Source organism: Verrucomicrobiota bacterium (genome assembly GCA_027622555.1).
Lineage (GTDB): Bacteria > Verrucomicrobiota > Verrucomicrobiia > Opitutales > UBA2995 > UBA2995.
The window spans coordinates 1-18,585 of record JAQBYJ010000074.1 but is presented as its reverse complement, the minus strand read 5'-3'; the positions used below and the strand labels follow the sequence as shown (position 1 = coordinate 18,585).

At 48.9% G+C, this 18,585-nt stretch carries 15 protein-coding genes; 1 reads left to right on the top strand and 14 read right to left on the bottom strand.

What is annotated here, in order from left to right:
- Positions 1-136: 136 nt before the first annotated feature.
- The 6 genes from O3C43_17375 to O3C43_17350 form a co-directional block, all read right to left on the bottom strand.
- A complete protein-coding gene (locus O3C43_17375) occupies positions 137-1,696 on the bottom strand; it encodes a sulfatase-like hydrolase/transferase (protein MDA1068262.1) in 1,560 nt (519 codons plus the stop codon).
- A gap of 64 nt (positions 1,697-1,760) precedes the next feature.
- The gene (locus tag O3C43_17370; GenBank protein MDA1068261.1) at positions 1,761-2,231 is read right to left on the bottom strand and encodes a four helix bundle protein; all 471 of its coding nucleotides are present in this window, start codon (positions 2,229-2,231) and stop codon (positions 1,761-1,763) included.
- 102 nt (positions 2,232-2,333) lie between these two features.
- A complete protein-coding gene (gene glpK, locus O3C43_17365; GenBank protein ID MDA1068260.1) occupies positions 2,334-3,827 on the bottom strand; it encodes a glycerol kinase GlpK in 1,494 nt (497 codons plus the stop codon).
- A 53-nt stretch (positions 3,828-3,880) separates the two neighbouring features.
- Positions 3,881-4,585 (bottom strand): aquaporin family protein, encoded by a 705-nt coding sequence (locus O3C43_17360; GenBank protein MDA1068259.1) that lies wholly within the window; start codon positions 4,583-4,585, stop codon positions 3,881-3,883.
- A gap of 333 nt (positions 4,586-4,918) precedes the next feature.
- Complete coding sequence (locus tag O3C43_17355; GenBank protein MDA1068258.1) at positions 4,919-6,076, bottom strand: ATP-binding protein; 1,158 nt, start codon at positions 6,074-6,076, stop codon at positions 4,919-4,921.
- A 501-nt stretch (positions 6,077-6,577) separates the two neighbouring features.
- Positions 6,578-7,486: a ThuA domain-containing protein gene (locus O3C43_17350; protein ID MDA1068257.1), complete on the bottom strand. Its 909-nt coding sequence runs from the start codon at positions 7,484-7,486 to the stop codon at positions 6,578-6,580.
- Between the two features lie 409 nt (positions 7,487-7,895).
- On the opposite strand from O3C43_17350, the gene O3C43_17345 reads away from it, so the two are divergent.
- Complete coding sequence (locus O3C43_17345) at positions 7,896-8,954, top strand: mannonate dehydratase (protein ID MDA1068256.1); 1,059 nt, start codon at positions 7,896-7,898, stop codon at positions 8,952-8,954.
- 621 nt (positions 8,955-9,575) lie between these two features.
- Here the strand turns inward: O3C43_17345 and O3C43_17340 are convergent.
- From O3C43_17340 to O3C43_17305, 8 genes are all read right to left on the bottom strand, one after another.
- Positions 9,576-10,496: a fatty acid desaturase gene (locus tag O3C43_17340; protein MDA1068255.1), complete on the bottom strand. Its 921-nt coding sequence runs from the start codon at positions 10,494-10,496 to the stop codon at positions 9,576-9,578.
- 161 nt (positions 10,497-10,657) lie between these two features.
- On the bottom strand, positions 10,658-10,945 hold the full coding sequence (locus tag O3C43_17335) for a hypothetical protein (protein ID MDA1068254.1): 288 nt from the start codon (positions 10,943-10,945) through the stop codon (positions 10,658-10,660).
- Between the two features lie 39 nt (positions 10,946-10,984).
- Positions 10,985-12,472, bottom strand: coding sequence for an acyl-CoA synthetase (locus O3C43_17330; protein ID MDA1068253.1), 1,488 nt, complete (start codon positions 12,470-12,472; stop codon positions 10,985-10,987).
- A gap of 187 nt (positions 12,473-12,659) precedes the next feature.
- Positions 12,660-13,430, bottom strand: a complete 771-nt coding sequence (gene madM, locus O3C43_17325) for a malonate transporter subunit MadM (protein ID MDA1068252.1) — start codon at positions 13,428-13,430, stop codon at positions 12,660-12,662.
- Positions 13,427-13,807, bottom strand: coding sequence for a malonate transporter subunit MadL (madL, locus tag O3C43_17320; GenBank protein MDA1068251.1), 381 nt, complete (start codon positions 13,805-13,807; stop codon positions 13,427-13,429). Before madL ends, madM begins: the two co-directional genes overlap by 4 nt.
- 6 nt (positions 13,808-13,813) lie before the next feature.
- On the bottom strand, positions 13,814-14,773 hold the full coding sequence (locus tag O3C43_17315) for a hypothetical protein (GenBank protein ID MDA1068250.1): 960 nt from the start codon (positions 14,771-14,773) through the stop codon (positions 13,814-13,816).
- 239 nt (positions 14,774-15,012) lie between these two features.
- A complete protein-coding gene (locus O3C43_17310; GenBank protein MDA1068249.1) occupies positions 15,013-17,115 on the bottom strand; it encodes a DUF5916 domain-containing protein in 2,103 nt (700 codons plus the stop codon).
- A gap of 9 nt (positions 17,116-17,124) precedes the next feature.
- Positions 17,125-18,444, bottom strand: a complete 1,320-nt coding sequence (locus O3C43_17305) for a DUF1552 domain-containing protein (protein ID MDA1068248.1) — start codon at positions 18,442-18,444, stop codon at positions 17,125-17,127.
- Between the last annotated feature and the right edge of the window lie 141 nt (positions 18,445-18,585).

Sequence of the window (18,585 nt, the reverse complement as noted above, 5' to 3'; positions counted from 1 at the left end):
TTTGAAACATTAGGGTTATTTTAAGCATAGGTGTTCCGAATGTTGGTTTTACCGCGGGGAGGATTTATTTTGTGGCGTCGATAAGGATGAAAACTAAAATCAGTTTGGACCCTGCAAAGGGACGGGATCGATTTCTTTAAATTCGTTCCGGCGCGCTTCGACCACTTGATTTAAATTCCTCCAACTTGCCTTTCAGTTCCTTTACCACTTCCGGATGTTTGAAATACAGATTGGTGGTTTCGCCTGGATCGGTTACGAGGTTGTAGAGCTGCCCTGGTGCGTCAGGAGCAGTATCTGGCAAGGTGTAATTTTCCAGCCTTCCTTGGCCGTAGCGATTTCCTCCCGAACCTTGATGATCGAGGTACTTCCAATCTCCCTTTCGAATGGCTAGCGCCAGGCTGATGGTTTGATGCAAGGTGTAGTCACGAATGTCATCTTTTGTTTCTCCCAGAAGAATCGGCAGTAGGTTGAAACTATCCTCTGCAGCATTGTTCGGAAGTTTTGCATCTGCAATTGCGGCACAGGTTGCCATGATATCGGTCAAGCAAACAGTCTGATCGCTAACGGATCCAGCTTTCACTTTGCCAGGCCAGCGGGCCACCATGGGGACACGGTGTCCTCCTTCCCAGTTGTCTCGTTTCACTCCTCGCCAGGGCCGTGCGCCGTCGTGCTCATATTTCTCGCGCATGTTGATGACGGTTCCGACTTCAGGGCCGTTATCGCTGGAGACAATTACAAGCGTGTCCTCGGCATATCCAAGCTCCTGGAGTTTTTCGAGCAGTTGACCCACGACATAATCGAATTCAAAAATGAAATCTCCGTGTGGTCCTGCACCAGTCTTTCCTTGAAACTGTTGTGCCGGGAAAGAGGGAAGGTGAACCGCCTGCAACGAGTGGAAGAGAAAGAAAGGTTTGCCGGATTTCTCTTTCGCGTGTTGGTCGAGAAAATTGAGACTCTTTTCCAGGAAGACCAAGTCGACTTCCTCGAGATTGAAGTCTGGAGCTACCAGACCCTCGCGACAATCGAATGACCATTCGTGCGAGGGAAGCTTGGACTTATCAATCAACTGGGTCGGCGGCACCGGAATACGGTCTCCATCGATGTATGCGTAAAGCCAATCGGTTGTTGGGCAGCACACGGTTCCAAAAAAATGATCGAAACCTCGATTGATCGGTCCGTCAGGAATGGCCCTCGAGTAATCGATTCGTTTGACCGCTTCGACTCCCAGATTTACTTTTATGGTACGGTCGTTATCTTTAGGCGACTCCTTGTCGTCGATCACTTGACCATCTTTATCCAGAAAGGACATTCCGATATGCCATTTCCCAAACAGTGCGGTTTCGTACCCCTGCTCTTGTAGCATGCCGGGTAAGGTCAACCGGTCTTCCGTGATGAGGCAGGGACCTCCCACGCCTGTAAATACACCGGGGTAATTTAAACGAAAAGCCATTCGCCCAGTCATAATGCTATAGCGTGTCGGTGTGCAAACCGTCGATGGGCTATGCGCATCGGTAAATTTCATTCCTTCCTGCGCCAGACGGTCGAGATTCGGTGTGGTCACCTTCGAATCAGCATTATAACAACTCACATCCCCATACCCGAGATCGTCCGCCAAGATGAATAGTATGTTTGGTTGGGCGCTGGCGTAGGCGTGAAGAGTGAGAGCAAGGAAGAGGATGAAAGTGTTTCGGAGCATCGGAATTATAGGTGTCAGTGTTCAGGTGTCGGGTGTCAGGATTTGGCTAATCTGAGATTAGATGTCAGGTGTCGGGGTTGGGCCAGCCTGGATTTGTTAATTCTTGTTCGACATTGTAGTTCGAGCTTGGTTCGTCTAGCTGCCAACGTCGATCTTTTGCCGGAAGTTTCTTCTCTAACGTTTTTTCAAGACCATTTAGCATCCGAATGCATTCTTTGTATTTTGTCTTAATACTTATGTAGGTGTTGTCGGCCAGATAGCCTTTTCGAGATGCAATGATCAGATGATGAATAGTTTCAGCTGCTTCCCCTCGGCTAATATTTATTCCTTCGATCTTATTGCGGATGTGCCGATCGTCATTCTTTTCCGCAAGCTGAGCCGGAGAGCTGTTTGAAGACCGTCGTACTTGGCTCGCAAGCTCGTACTTTTCCTCGTTAGGCCATGCTTTTGTAAGCTCGCATACTTCCAAATGTAGATGGCATAGCTTTTGATAAACCAACAAATCTTCTACATCCAAAAATTTGTTGTCACTCATGAACTCCTGAATCTTTTGCAACCTGCGAAGTCACTGTTCGTTTCCTGACACCTGACACCTGACACCTGACACCTGACGCCTGACACCTGACACCTTCTCCTTCTACCCCTGATCTTCCCACGCTTTCGCTCGGCCGACTGCTTTTTGCCAGCCAGCAACGAGGGAGCTCACCTTGTCTGCGTCCATGTTTGGTTCGAAGCGTGCATCGACTCCCCATTGTTCGGAAATTTCGTCTCTGCTTGACCAGTAACCAGTGGCGAGGCCTGCGAGGTAGGCTGCCCCCAGTGCAGTGGTTTCAGGGGTTTGTGGACGAACTACCGGAACACCGAGAATGTCGCTTTGAAATTGCATAAGCAGTGCGTTCATAGATGCACCTCCATCGACACGAAGTTCCTGTAAACTGATACCGGAATCGGCTTCCATCGCTTTTAAGATATCCATGACCTGATAGGCTATGCCCTCAAGTGCGGCCCGTGCGATATGGCCTTTGGAGGAGCCACGTGTCAGACCGGCAATCGTTCCTCGGGCGTAGGGATCCCAATGAGGTGAACCCAGCCCGGAAAAAGCAGGCACAAAGTAAACGCCTCCATTGTCTTCTACTGAAGCTGCGAGTGCTTCGACGTCCGGTGCACTTTCGATTATACCGAGTTGGTCTCTGAGCCATTGCACCACTGCCCCAGCAATAAATATACTCCCTTCCAGGGCATACTCCACTTGACCATCGACTTTCCAGGCAACGGTTGTGAGAAGGTCGTTCGTTGAACGGACCATTTCCGTTCCGGTATTCATCAACATGAAACAACCGGTGCCGAAAGTGTTTTTCGCCATTCCGCTTTTATGGCAGGCTTGACCAAAGAGAGCTGCGTGCTGGTCGCCAGCAATACCGGCAATGGGTATCGCCCCGCCGAAACAGTCGTCGGTGGATTCTCCATACACTTCACTGCTCTGTCGAACTTCAGGTAGAACACTGGCAGGTACGTTGAGCAGCTCGAGGAGCTCGTCATCCCAGCTCATTGTTTCGATGTTAAATAGGAGTGTCCGACTGGCATTACTTGCATCGGTGATGTGAACTTTTCCACCGGTCAAATTCCAGACCAGCCAACTGTCCATCGTACCAAATGCCAGCTCACCTGCTTCGGCTTTCGCGCGAGCACCTTCTGTGTTATCCAGCAACCAGCGAACTTTGGATCCTGAAAAATAAGCATCCAAAACCAGGCCGGTTTTTTTCTGAATGTTTTCTGCATGCCCGGCTTCTTTCAATCCGCGGCAATAGTCTGCTGTGCGCCTGTCCTGCCACACTATGGCATTGGCGATCGGTTCTCCGGTTGCGCGATCCCAGACAACGGTTGTTTCCCGTTGGTTGGTAATCCCAATTCCAGATATGTCCGCCGCAGTAGCTCCTGCTTTTTCCAAAGCTTCTCGTGCCACCGCTAATTGAGAATCCCAAATTTCCTTGGCGTTGTGTTCGACCCAGCCAGGTTTCGGGAAGATCTGCTCAAACTCGCGCTGAGCTACGGCAATGATGGAACCTGCTTTGTCGAAAATAATGGCACGTGAACTGGTCGTGCCTTGGTCGAGTGATAGAATAAATGACATGGATTGAGCTGAAGAATTACTGGGTATTGAAGAAGTTTTTAAAAGGTAGATTTCTACCAAAGCAATGTGTAGACGAGAGCACCTAAGGCACCTCCTACAATGGGCCCGACCACCGGAATCCATGCGTAGCCCCAATTTGAATCTCCTTTACCGGCAATGGGTAAAATTGCATGCGCAATCCGTGGACCCAGGTCGCGAGCGGGATTGATAGCGTAACCGGTCGTTCCACCGAGGGAAATACCGATACTGGTAATGAGTAGGCCAATGATCAATGGATTGACACCGTCGGCAAAGGAATTGGCTCCAATTGCCAACAAGCCTAGTACTAAAATAGCGGTTCCAATTATTTCGCTGATAACGTTTGCCGCGGTATGAGGCACGGCGGGTGAAGTGGAGAAAACACCAAGCTTTGTGCCCTGATCCTGAGTTTCTTTCCAATGGGGGAGGTATTGGAGATATACTATCGTTGCACCGATGATGGCACCAATCATTTGACCGGCTATGTATATGGGCACTTGTGCCCAATCAAACTCACCTGCCACCGCGAGTCCTATCGTCACGGCCGGATTAATATGTGCTCCGCTGACTTGCCCAACCGCAAAAATAGCGATCATTACTGCGAGTCCCCAACCAACTGCTCCCATCAACCATCCACCAGCATTGGAGAAGGTTTTTGTGAGCGCACCGCCTGCGTTTACACCGCAGCCGAGTATTATTAAGATCATTGTGCCGAGCATCTCGGCTAGAAAATTACTCATAGTCATACACCTTAATGTCCTTTTTTGGATTTTATCAAGTCCTACTTTGTTTCGATCCAAATGCGCGAGTAATTATACCAGCAAATCGCACCGCCAAAGGCGGAGAGTCCGAGGTATGCGCTAACGAGCTTTTGGCTGTATGGCGGCGCCTGAGTGAAAGAAGGTCCAAGCGCAGACGGGTCCCGGGGAAGGAAAGAGAAAGAGGGTCAATGGAAAGAGAAAGAGGGTCAATAGTCAATTATCAAGTTCTCCGCCAAGAGGGTAGCTAAGGAGGACGATTGAGGGGACAGGTCTTGTTGTTTTGTGCACTTTATTCATTTCCTCTGCGAATTATTAATCAACGGATATCGAAAACCGTTGCCAGGATTCAATCGGGTTACCCTTGAATTTTCGGCCTTGAAGGCCGCCATATACCACCTTCTTACTTCGCACTTTATGGGCAATCGAATCAAAGAGATCCAGGCCTTTAAAAAACTCCGGGGTAAATGTCAGGGCAGATTTTATTTCGATCGCGTCGAAGCCATCCGCATAGTCAGCGAGCAGGTCAACTTCGTTGCCTTTGTGATCCCGGAAATAGGATAGATTGTCCGACCTCCCCACATTGAACCGTTGCTTTAAGGCCTCAGAAACAATCATGGTTTCGAACAAGGCTCCACGCAATGGATGTGATGAGACATGCTCCGTTTTATTTATGCCTAGTAGATGACAAGCCAGCCCTGTATCCAGGAAATAAAGCTTCGGTGTCTTTATGAGACGTTTTTTAATATTGGCATGCCAGGGTCTCAGCAACTTTACGATATAGCTGGCTTGCAGCACGGAGATCCAGCTCTTGATGGTATTGTGCTTCACCCCTACTTCTGAACCCATCTGATTTGTATTAAGAAGCTGCCCCGTTCTCGATGCGCACAGTCTGAGAAATACGTCAAAGCGGTCCATATCCACCACATTCAAAATCCTCCGCACATCCCGCTCAAGATAAGTGGATACATAAAATGAATACACGTCGGTTGGGTTTAGATGCTTGTCATAAATAGCCGGATAAAACCCGGTGTAAATGGCTTCTTCGAATGAGGAAAATGAAGTGCTTTTTGAGACTTCACCAAGCGCCAAAGGAAGCAGTCGGGCAATGGCGGTTCGACCTGCCAGAGATTGACTTACTTCCTCCATCATTTCGAACTGTTGGCTGCCTGTTATTATGAATCGACCAGGTTGTGAATTTTCATCCACGTCCGTTTGGAGGTATGAAAAAAGGTCCGGCGCATGTTGGGCTTCATCCAGTATCGCTCCATCCTTATAGGTATTCAGGAACCCGCGAGGATCTTCCCTAGCTACACGCCGGTTATCGATATCCTCCAGAGAAACGTATGCTTTGTTCTTAAATATATGACGAGCCAGGGTAGTTTTCCCAGATTGCCGTGGACCCGTAATAGTAACGATCGGGTACTGTTTAGCATACTCCCGAATCTTTTTCTCCGCAACGCGCTGAATCATAGGTTCTTGTTAAGACCAGTGGGTGTTATTTGTCAATTTATTTAACAATCGTCACCCAGCTGAGAGCATATTGAAATTTCTTTCACTGGATGGGTGCCGACGTTGATCCAGAGAATATCTGTGCCAGGACAGGTTTTCGTTGAGGAGCTTCTGGCGGATGGAAGAGAAGAGACGGAGCATGAGGAGAAAAGAAAAGGGTCGAAGGAGAAAAGAAAAGGGTCGATGTTCATATTTCATATTGAGACAGCTCAGGAGAAAAGAAAAGGGTCGATGTTCATATTTCATATTGAGACAGCTCGAATAGCCATTAACCTTGTAATAGTTTCCCGGAAGAACCGTAGCCACATTCTATTTTTCGTTCGTTGGCTTGTCGTCCCATATCTCTCGGCGTAGGTCCAATTTTTGAGGTAACACCAGGAACCAGTCCAATTATCCATGATTCTAAAAATACTTAAATACTAGGTTCGGCACATTTTTGTCTATTCCTTTTCAAATGAAACCTCAATTATCTCCCAACCACTCACACGCGTTCCCTAATATCTGAATAATTTCATCTTGTTTAAAAACAGGAAACGTCTCGTGGCCCGGACGGAAGTAGAAGACTTTGCCAGAACCCGTATTCCAGATAAGGCCGCTGCGGAACCATTCTCCGGTTGCCCAGGTTTCTTCAAAAATCACTTCGTCCGGATTCGGAATGTGGAAGGGCTCGTCGTACATTTCGGTTAGAGGAATTTCAAAGGTCGTTGGAATCCCTTTGGCAATGGGGTGATAGGGATTCTTGGTAGTTAAAGTGCTGGGTTCGCCGTCATTTCGAAAGGCGGGGAAACAGCACCAGGGAAGGTGTATGATGCCATGAACCGCGGTCTTGCCTTTGTTGTAACCGTAGAATGCAGGGGTGATGACGTTGCCTCGCATGGGAACCGATCGCTCTAAAGGAGGAGCAATAGTTTCATAAGTAACTTTCTTTCCGGGGTTGTGTTTCTCAATGTAAGCAAGGCCGTCCTCAATGCTCCGCCGGTTCATCAGTTCCACAAAAGGGCGCGACCAATGAGCCGAGTGTAGAATCGCGATGTTGAGGTCTCCGCTCTCCACCATGTCGGCAACTTTTTTTGCATTGTCCCAGGTCACATCACTATGGCGTGCGTGTCCCCACCAGAGCAGTACGTCCGCCCAATCCAGGCTTTCATCGGACAATCCCTGCTCAGGATCGTCCAAAGCCACCGAGCGGAATTCCATGTTCTTGGTGGACGCTTTCAGTCGGGCCACAATTTCGTTCCCAATCCAATTATCGTAGGCTTCTTCTTGGCGAGGTTGGCGCTCGTCCCACATGAGGACGTGAATGGATTTTGCGGAGAGGTTTGCTGTGTAAGCAAACAAACAAACTACTACGAGTGAGATCGATCTTAACATTCTTATAGGGATACTTTGATTGATGTACCTGGCGAAAAAGGCGTCCACAAAATCTTCTGGATATCATGATGGTGCAAGTACGAATGATACTTCCGCTGTGTGAGGGTGTGGGATTAAATATGCGATGAGTATCTCGCCCTCTTTTCGACGAGCAAGTAATGAAGAGTTCTCAGAAACCCAAATTGGTAGGGCCACTGCGTCCTCGCAGTGCCGTGCATTTCCCGAAGATACGGCGGCGGAGCGGGGCCGCTCTCGCCCTACCTTTTTAGTCAGTTTGGAAGCAGCAAATTGTCACGATAAAGTGAATTGTCCTCTCGCTTGGAGGCGCTGCGATTTGCGGTCATCCCGGCTTTCCCGATTGCCCATGATACGGATTGCAATCATATGGGTGATCCTTTCAGATTAGGTTATGAATCTTCGACCACTTCGCTTCCTGTTATTCTTTGTAGTCATTTTTAACCTGGTGGAGCCATTAGCAGCCGTTGACGAGCCGTGGTCCCCCAAGATTTCAGAAAACATCGGAAACGTGGATGAGCTCACGCTTTCCTGGCTTGCTCAGCTTGGGAGTGAATGGGTGGTTCTTCAAGGAACCGATTGGGTGGATAAAGATGAGAATGGCTATTGGACTGCCGACGAGATAGCTCCTGTTCAAGAGAGATGTCGTGAGTTTGGCCTGGAACTCTACTCCTTGATGATTCCATTGAGCTGGTTGATGAGCCCGATGTTGAATGAAGCCGATAAAGACCTTAAGATTGAAAACGTCTGCAAAAGTATTCGGGCCGCCGGGAAGCAGGGGGTCCAAATGGTCGAATGGCGTTGGTCGCCCGATTTCAAATGGGGCGACGATGTAGGATATTACGATGCCAAAGGGCGAGGTGGCGCAACCTACAAGGCATTTGATTACAACGGAGCAAAATACAAACCTCCGTTTCCGGAATTGGGGGTTATTTCTCGAAAACAGATGTGGGATCGACTGCTATATTTTTGCGGACCTGTCATGAAAGCCGCTGAAGAGGCGGGAGTAAAAATGTCCCTGCATCCCAAGGATCCACCTGTCAAACAGATGCGCGGTATTTCGCGAGTGCTCACCAACACGGATGAGATTCTGGAGTTTCTACATGCAGTCGATAGTCCGGCCAATGGATTCACTTTCTGTCAGGGTACGGTTACCGAAATGGGAGTTGATGTGATCGACGCGATTCGGCGGATTGGAAGTACCGGGCGCATTCACCACGTACATTTTCGGGCTGTTCGGGGTAAGGTTCCTCAATACGTTGAAACCTTCATCGATGAAGGAGATGTGGACATGCTTGAAGCCATCAAGGCCTTTAAAGAAGTCAATTACACCGGCTCACTCGTTTCGGATCATACGCCCCAAATAACGGGAGATGTGGAGTTTGGTAAAATGGGACGCTCGTTTTCGCACGGTTATATCCGGGCTCTTGTGCATGCCGCGAATGCGGATTAGTATTTTAGACGCCCAACACCTGACTGCTGTTTATTTCTCGTCGTTAAAGTAAGTATTCTGGCACACGTTCTTCCTCCCAGTTCGGCCAAACCTATTTATCCTAAAAAATTATGTTGGAACCACAAAAAGCTTAGAGCAGCAGAGCCGCAACCAAAGATTTACTTAACCACAGATTGAACGCATACCATCACTGATAAACACAGATGTTGAAATAGTTTCTTAACCACGAATGGACAATTGACACGAATTTCCATTCAATATTTTACCCTTTTTCCAGTTCTCATTATTCGTGTACATTTGTCCATTCGTGGTTAGTCTTTTCTTTTCAGCCTGCTTTCAGTTTTTCGCGTAATTCAGTGCTTTTCGTAGTTTGAACATTTTTCTTCGAACTTGTTTTAATAGCGGCATAAAAACGTTGCTTAAAAAACAAGATTCTTACGGATAGTAGTACAGAAATCACAAAACGATAATGGTATACAGAAATCACCCCGTTCACCTCGTAGATGAAGAACTTCCTGCTTCATATTTCGATAATCCAGGATCGCGGGAGAAGCTATCGATTCAATTCGAGCCTTCATCCACTAGGGTCTTTGCCGATTTCGGTAATCGGGAATTACGATTCTATCCGTTATTCTCGTCTCCAAACTTAAACGAGACCAAAGGCTCTTCGCGTGTCGGATTGATCGACTGCGGATTGATCGACGTCGGTTTCCAGTGATGCGTTTTATGGTAATAGCACCCTTGTCCAATGACATTCATGAACCTATAGTACCAACTATTATTGAGATCAAGAATCTCATAGTCGCCGTCTTCGTTTGGTTGGTGTGTGGCGTAATTGAGGTGGGCGTAGAAAATAATGTTTACCAAATAAGATGGAATCCAAACAAACACGAAAATCGCAGGACCAAACAAAAGAAGCATGAACAGTGCTCTTAGATAGCGATTGATCGGCAAGGTAAAATCCACCATGCCCCAGATTCGCTTTGTTTCTTTTGATTCACCCCATTGATCGAAGAAATTATTAGTCATCACTGTGCGCATCGTTTGCTTCATTTGACGCACAAATTGCCAGAAAGTTAAACCCATAGGAGGATGGGGATCCCGTTTCGGATCATCGGGATTTTGATGATGAATTTTATGTGTGACCCACCAACCAGGAACTCCTGGCAACTGGTGCAAACCGCATAATTCACCACAAACCCGGTTTAACCATTTGGGTCGCAGGTTTCCATGAGAAGCATTATGCATCAGTGTTCCCGACTGAACACCGAGATAAGCCCCCAGCGGAAATCCCAGCAAATAAAACCAATGAAAAGTTTCTGAGTAACTAGTAAAGGCTGCACAAATAAGACCTCCAAAGGTAATAACCATAAAATCCGGCAAAATAACCGGGATCAGCAACAGTAACCAAAGCCAGCCGTAATTTCCTGTAAGCGTGTTAGTCGTTAGGGCCAAGAGAGTACAACCTAATGAATAGATGACCAGGTTGATCAAATAGTACTTTAGAAAAAAATACTTATCAGCGCGAAATTGTTTTAGCATAGAATGAAAGTGCTCGCTCGAAATTCGAGTCGGACGCTTCTTTGAGTTTTACCAAATAATGGGGATGAGAATGTGGTTAGAAATTGGCTCCTAATGATTTAGTTTCTGCGTTGTTTAATGCGCTACAATTGGTCATCCATGTCAATAATCTTAGCCAATGCCTATTTTTCATGTTTAGGGACTGCTCCCAATGGGAGGGGTTCTCCAATCCTTTTCTGGATGGACAAACGGGTCTTCGTGCAGCTCGTAGACTTCATAGTCGTCATACCATCCTTTAGCGGCTGCCATTTGGAGTGAACTAACAATCGGCCGTTATCGATCGTGGCCACACCGGGACCCTCCATGACCCAATCGTTCAATGCATCTTCGAATTTGAAGGATGATTTATAAACCAGGGTAGCCGGGGATGGGGTGGCCAATTGCGTTGAAAGGAATAGCACTGTGATCATCGCTAAAATTCGTAAGTGCATAGAATCCTGTTTCGGGGCTTAGAACAAATCCTTCACTGCCGGTTTGGTGACCTTGCCCATGGCGTTGCGGGGAAGGGCATCAACCACGAGCAGTTTTTTCGGGAGTTTGTAGTGGGAGAGTTTGTCTCGGCACCAGTCACGAAGTGTTTCGAGTTCGAGTGATGTTCCATCTTTCAAAACTACAGCGGCTGCCACCATTTCACCCCAAGTGTCGTCATGGACTCCGATGACAGCGCATTCGCTGATGAGTGGATGTTGCAAAAGGACCGCTTCGATTTCCAGGGCCGAGAGTTTGTAACCGCCGCTCTTGATGATGTCGACCGATAGCCGACCCATGATGCGGTAGTACCCGGTTTCGATCACTGCCATGTCCCCCGTGCGGAACCAGCCGTCGTCAAACGACTCGGCCGTTACCTCAGGTCGTTTCCAGTATTCGTCGAAGACACCTGGCCCTTTGACCTGGATCTCTCCAGGTTCGTCTTCGTTGGTTACGAGCTCGCCGTTTTCCGCTTTGAGCCGAACTTCAACCAAGGGTAGGGGAACGCCCACTGCACCCGGACGGCGCTCCCCGCGGAAGGGATTGGACAAGCCCATACCGATTTCGGTCATGCCGTAGCGTTCCAATAGTTTTTGAGTGGTCAATGCGGTCCATTGTTCATGAACGCTGGCTGGCAATGCAGCAGAGCCGGATACCATCAACCGCATGTCTGCAAAGCCTCGAACGATCGGTGCGCGGTCTTCCTCGCCAAGAGCCTCGAGGGCTGCGATTAGCTTTACGTAGATCGTAGGCACCGCCATAAACACGGTGTAGGCACCTTCAGCGACGCGTTTTAAAATGGTATCACTCTTAAAGGATGGAAACGTTTCAACTTTTGCTCCCATCCAAAGCGCACAGCAAAGTACATTGATGATTCCGTGGATGTGATGAAGCGGAAGGAATAGAGGAATGCGATCATCAGCTTGCCATTCCCAGGCTTCGACGAGCGTTTCGATTTGGGCTTGGATATTCGCGTGTGTTGAAACAACTCCCTTCGGCTTACTCGTCGTACCGCTGGTGTAAAGAATCATGGCTCTCCTGGTGCTTGAAATGGTAGGTAGTGGTTTTTCTGGCACGGACCCCTGCTCCTCAACAATTAACAAAGGAAGTCCCAATCGCTCACAAAGTTTTTCTACTTTCTTCGCCTGTTCTCTTGTTACAATTACCTGACTCGTCTCCGAATTGGTTAACGTGTATTCAAGTTCCGGAACTGCTGCGGATAAACAAAGGGGTACGACAACTCCGCCCGCGCGCCATATCGCCCATTGGATGACCGTGTAATCAAAGCCTGCCGGAGCCAGAAACGCGATTCGGGCTTCATCCAGATCGTGCGTTTCAGTTAAGAGTCTCGATGCCAATGCTGAAGAATCGTCCAGTAGTTGCTTGTAACTAAACTCGGCCGTTCCTTCCCGGATCGCCGTTTGATCACCGTAAGAACGTGCTCGTGAAATTAGTGGTAGTTCTTCCATCAAGTGCTATGTTTTGGATTTGGTATTGGTTCGTTTACTTTTTAGGGACATGAAAATATTTTGACGAATCTATCGCGCCACGTGTCCTTCGAAGCCTGCTAGGCGAAGTAGGAAGGTGGCTCCTACACTTTATATCCACGCTTTTAGATGTAGGAGTTAGCTTGCTGACGATCTTTTCAATTTTAGATCACACTATCGCCCTTATCAGAATATAAATAACGGAAGGCCCTAACAGGCAACCCAGTCCGGTGAAGAATGTAGCAGTCATTGCTCCATAAGGAACCAACTTTGGATCGGTGGCGGCAAGGCCACCTGCAACTCCACTGTTGGTGCCCATCAATCCACCAAAAATGAGTGCCGACCGAGGATTATTGAGCCCTATATACTTAGCCACAAATGGCGTAGTCGACATAACCAGAATCGATTTCGTCAATCCTGCCGCAATGCTCAGGGCCATGACTTCGGAACTGGCTCCGAGGGCGCTTCCGGTTACGGGACCCACCAAAAAAGTGGCAGCTCCACCTCCGATCGTTGTCATGCTAACGGCATCGCGGTAACCAAAGGTATAGGCCACCAGTGCTCCGATAAAAAATGACACGAATACGCCAACCAAAAGAGAAATAATTCCGGCCAATCCAGTCTTACGAAACACATCAAGTCGAACTCCAAAAGCAGTTGAAACAATGGCGAGGTCTCGCAACACGGTTCCGCCCATCACGCCGATACCTGCAAACAATCCTACATCAGCGATACCTCTTGAGCCGCCCGTTGTATGGCCTCCCATGTAGGCAAGCGTCAACCCAATCAGAATTGCGATGGATGAACCATGCAGCCAGCCACGCGTGAGTTTCTCGGACAAGTAATAGGATACCCAAACCGTAACCCCGATAACTGCAAAGGCTGTGACCAGCGAGTACTTGGTCAGGACCTGAAACAGGGAATCGAAAACTTCGCTCACAATGTTTCCTCTGGCTCTGAATCGGACTTTCCAAGTCGACTGATAACGGGAACCAGTGCAAAGCAGACCATAACGGCAAGCACTCCAGCCAGGATTCCGATAGGGCCTCCTTTGATGGCAGCGATAATGTTTTGACTGGCTGCCATGGCAACCACGATAGGGATATAGATAGAGCTCCAAAAAAGTATCCCTTTCTCACTTGGGGCTTGGAGTCGACCTGACTTTTGCAAGCGTTCGGCGATCAGTATCAACAAGAGCATCGCGATACCGACTCCACCCACGTTGGCGTCTACCCCGATCAGGATGCCTAGCAGATTACCCAGGAATACTCCTGCCAAGAGGCAGATAGAAAGCAGGGCGGTTCCGTAAATTGCCATAGAAATTTACTGAGTGAGTTTGAGGATGCGATCATTCCAGCTGTCGCAAATGTAAAGAGTGCCGTCCGCCCTAATCCAGACTCCGTGAGGTCGATTTAAGGGGGTGTCGTTCGGGCCGTGGTTTAAAATGGTTTCGAGCGTTTTGGCTTTCGGATCGTAGCGTTTGATCAGATGATTTTCCGCATCGGCGATGATCACTGTGTCATCCAAGTCGATGCAGAGATGTTTGGGTCCATTCATTCCTGCTTGGAGGGCTGGACCATCGGTAGTATGAGCTTCGCCGGTTCCGGCCACGGTGTATATCCGGCCATCTGGACGAACCACGCGCAATGCGTGACCTTTACGTGAAAGAATATAGAGGTTGCCCTCTGAATCTGCAGCCGCGCCTCGAGGATCAACCAAGGAACTCTCAGATGCAATTGCCCCATCCCGAGGGACGCCTGAAGTTCCGTTGCCTGCGGCAGTGCGGATAATACCGGTAGTCAAATCTATGACCCGAACCCGGAAGTTTTTGATATCACAAACAATGAGTTCCTTGTCGTCGTGGCTCAGGCTGATAGAAATGGGATCGGCCAGCATGGCTCGAGTTGCCGGAATGCCATCCCCATTGTATCCGGATTCTCCCGTTCCGGCAACGATGGTCACTTCGCCGGTCTTTTCATCGAGCTTGCGAATCAGATTGGCACGCGTGTCGGAAATATAGATCTGGCCACTTTTCGTCCGTGCGAGATTATGCATACCATTAAATGGCGTGTCTTTGGCCAATTGCTTCAACTCCCCGGACCCCGAATATTCCCAGAGTCTGCCTCCGAGATACTCTGCTATGATCATTGATCCTTTGTCATCGAATGCTACGCCGAAGGGATTTTTTATTCCCGACTCGGGTCCTAACACTTGGGTAAGTTCCCCCGGTCGTTTGGTTGGAGAACAGGCTATAACAAAGAGACAGGACAGAAAAGCAATCATACGCATGACCTCACTCAAACAAATTCCCGGTGATTAGAAAAGAAGTAAAGAACTCGTTGAATCAAATAAGGTGCAAATTCGAAAGGTGTCAGGCCATATTTTCATGTTAATATAGGGTAGGGCGGTTTGGCCCAAACCGCCGTTTCTGGGACGGCTCGCTCGGCGATCGAGCCCTACCCAAATTTATCATTCCCTCTTTTTACCACTTTTCAAAATCACACTCAACCGAACTGGTCTACTTAATACTGTGTCGATCTACTCCGCCGCTGATCGAAGGTATAAACCAGTTTGGTGAACACGCTGTCTTCGGTTTCAAATTTATCTGAGACACTGTTGAAAACAAAATACCATTGCAGCTTCGGTTTTATCTTCCAGCCATAGATCAGGCTGATGTTGTGTACGTCGTTGTTCTGGTATTGAAAGGATGACTTGATCCACATGTCGTCGGTGAAGAAGTAATCGGCGATGACACGGTTTAGCCAGATGGTTTGTTCCCTGCCATTGGGCAGATCTTCAAAGCGTGCTACATACTCCCAGCGAATGGGGAAGCGGTCGGTGGGTTGGTAGTGTTTCCCGAGAATAACTTCGTTGTAATCGGTTCCACGAAACTTGCCTCCGGCCCAGGCGATTTCGGTGAGCTTCGAATAATCAGTTGAGTTAAACGTAATGCCCGCCCTGGTCCGCTGGTTGTCGTATGGGGCATGGAACTCATTTCTGTGGCCTGCATAGAGGCCCACATCATTGTGGAAGACGACTTTTGAAGACAGCTCGTAATCCTCCAGAACTCGGTTCCCATCATCATTTTGATAGTGCTGGGTATCAAAACGCACATAGAAGGATTTGTACCACGCTTGATCCGAATCGTTCCCATAAGATGTCCCAAAGGTTGGGCCAAAAATGTTGCGACGAAAAATCAGGGCCAGGTCGGGATCGAATTCATCGGTAATAGCTGTGTAGGCGGCTTGAATCTGCCAGGGATACTTCTCCCAACTCAAGGAAACAAAACCGAGATAGTCGGTACTGTCTTTTATTATAGAATCCGACGGCCCCTCGGTTTTGTCATCCGCAAGTGAAGCCTGATAGCCCAGTCGAAAATCTTCATTGAGAAAGAAGAATCCATCGGAGCTGACGACGCGGGAATGGCCGTCCTTGAATTCGGAGTTATTCAGGTAGTAGCCGATGGACGATTTCGTTCCTATGTTTTGAACCGCGCGCAAAACACTGGAGTTTCCTTCCCGGGTTGAGCTATGCACCGTATCTCCGTGGATATTCAAGAAGGCGACATTCAAATCTTTATATTGACCGCTGAGTTTTGCTCCCGCCTGAATGTCGGTGAATCGACGTGTATAATAAAGCCGATGCGGCATGCGCAGTAGTTCAGAGCCTTCACTAAAAAAGGGCCTTCGTTCGGTAAGAAAGCGTTCGGTGTCCAGAAGTTCAATGGTGTCGTCATCAGCTTCCACCTGACCAAAATCCGGATTCAATGTCAGTGCAGCGATCATGGACGGACTGAGTCGGAAGCTGGCATCCAAACCGGCCTCAAAGTTCGTTCCGCCGTCTCCGTTTATATCGGCTCTGCTGCTAACATAGGGTGAGATCTCAAGGTTTTGATCAAAACGAGTATCCGCCAAATGGAACTCAGTCGCGTGACCGAAGTTGTGTGGACGAAAGCTGTCTGTCGGATTGAAACTCCACCAGCTGAATTCGTCCCTGCTTGGATTGGATCTTGAGACATTGAACCCCCAGGTGAGGTCGTCCTCCCGGCTATAGTTTATCGCTCCATAAGGGATCCGCATTTCAAAGACCCAACGGTCCTCTAGTATTTTCGCAGCGAGATCCCACTCGGCAGACCAGCCAAAGGTCCACGAATTTCCCGTAAAGCCTTCAACCCCATCCACTCGTGTTCCCAAAGGGTTGGAGAAGAAGCCATACTTGGTCCGGTGGATATGGCTAGGTTCGATATGTATCTGAACAAAATCATCGGCGCGGGGGTATCGGTCTTCGCGTCGCTCTGACGCGTGAAGCTCCGCTATGTTATCGTCAAATGCTTCGACCCCTATGTAAATCGCTTCGAGACCGTATGCGACGCGGACCCTGGTTTGTTGAGATGCGAGTTGCTGCGTGCGTCGATCGATAAAGTTCGTCGCTACGTCTGCTTCCTTCCAAAAGGCCTCGTCCAGTATCCCATCGACAACGAGAGGCGCTTCTACCTTTAATGCACTAAAGGAAGGCCTGTCGTTGTTCTCTGGTTCGTGGGCATTTAGGATTGAACGAGTGAACAGGCCGGTTGCGATCAGCAGTACTGTGCCTAGCAACTTGAGATGAAAAATTCGAAAGCGCACAGGAGTGCCTTAGGCGAATAGTTCCTCAATCACACCGTTGCTATCGCCGTGTGAGTCGGCTTTTATTCCGGTTCCTTGAAGCAGGCTTAACCAAAGATTACACAGAGGTGTCTTCTCATCTTTCATCACTAAATGGCGTCCATGCTTCACGCCGGCCCCGCCGCCTGTAATAATGGCCGGGCAATTTTTCAAATAGTGAATCGACTCGATATTGCTGCCATAGCTCAGGGAAACGTTGTCGAACAGACTGCTGCCATCGGGCTCTTTCGAAGCCTTCAGTTTGTCGATCAAGTAGGCTAAGAGTTCGGTTTGTTTCTCATCGCGCATTTCAGCCACACTGCGCCGGGTGCCATTGGTGTAATGGCTCATATTGTGCCCGGTTATAGTTGCTCCAAGGCTGCGGATAAAACTGTCCACAGGCTGACGGTAGGTTAACACGCGAGTCGCATCGACTTGCATGGCCGCTACCATGATGTCGTACATGAGCATTACTTCTTCGTAGCCGACAATCTCACCAGTCGGTTCCTGTATGGGTTCCTTCGGGTGGCGCTTGGGCACGTCGAGCCATTGTTCTTCTTTGGCCAGACGAACTTCAATGTCCCGGATGGATTGGAAATACTCATCGATCTTGTCGGTATCGGTTTTGCTGAGATCGCGATTCATGCTCCGTGCGTTTTCCATAACGGTGTCGAGCACGCTTCGTTTTTGCTGAAGCATGGCCTGACGTTGTTCCAGAGGGGTTTGATCGTCGGCGAACAATTTGTGAAATGCGGTCACAGGCGTGTTCAGCCCTGCCATTGGTTTCCCTTGAGCATTCCACGCCAGGGAAAGTCCAGGACCATGTCCGGAGTCCTCCGCGTTTTCGCAACCCAGCTGGATCGAGGTGAAACGGGTATCTTTTCCCAGGACCCCGGCAGCCACCTGGTCAGCGGAAATGGAGTTGTGAAAACTCTGTCCCGGTTCGCCATAGCGATTAGCTCCTGTCAGGTAAAAGGTGCTACCCCAGTGAGCTTCGGTGGAAAATTGGTTGGTCAGGTTTTGAATGATCGTGATGTCCTTTTGATGACGACTCAAGCCTTTGAGTCCTGCGGGTAGTATGTAGTCCGCGCCCGTGGTGTTAAGGTCCGGATACCAGGACTCCTTCGTGGGGCCCCAACCGAAACTGAGGAACATCATGCGTTTGGGCGCAAGGGCGACCGGTGGAGAAGCGGTGAAAGCTTTGGCGCCGAATGACTCGAGAAAGGGTAGTGCAACGAGGGCCGAGCTGCTTCTCAGAAATGCTCTACGCGTTTGCTTAGGTAAAGGGTGGGAAATTTTTGGTGATTTCATAGGGCAGTTTACTTTTGTCTAAATTGTTCCGATTGCACGAGAGCGTGGATGAAAGTGGGGGTGCTGTATTTGCTTGATCTGGCTTGGGCGAGAATGGCTTCGGCGAGGTCGTAGTCCGTGAATCCGTATGGGCGACCAAGG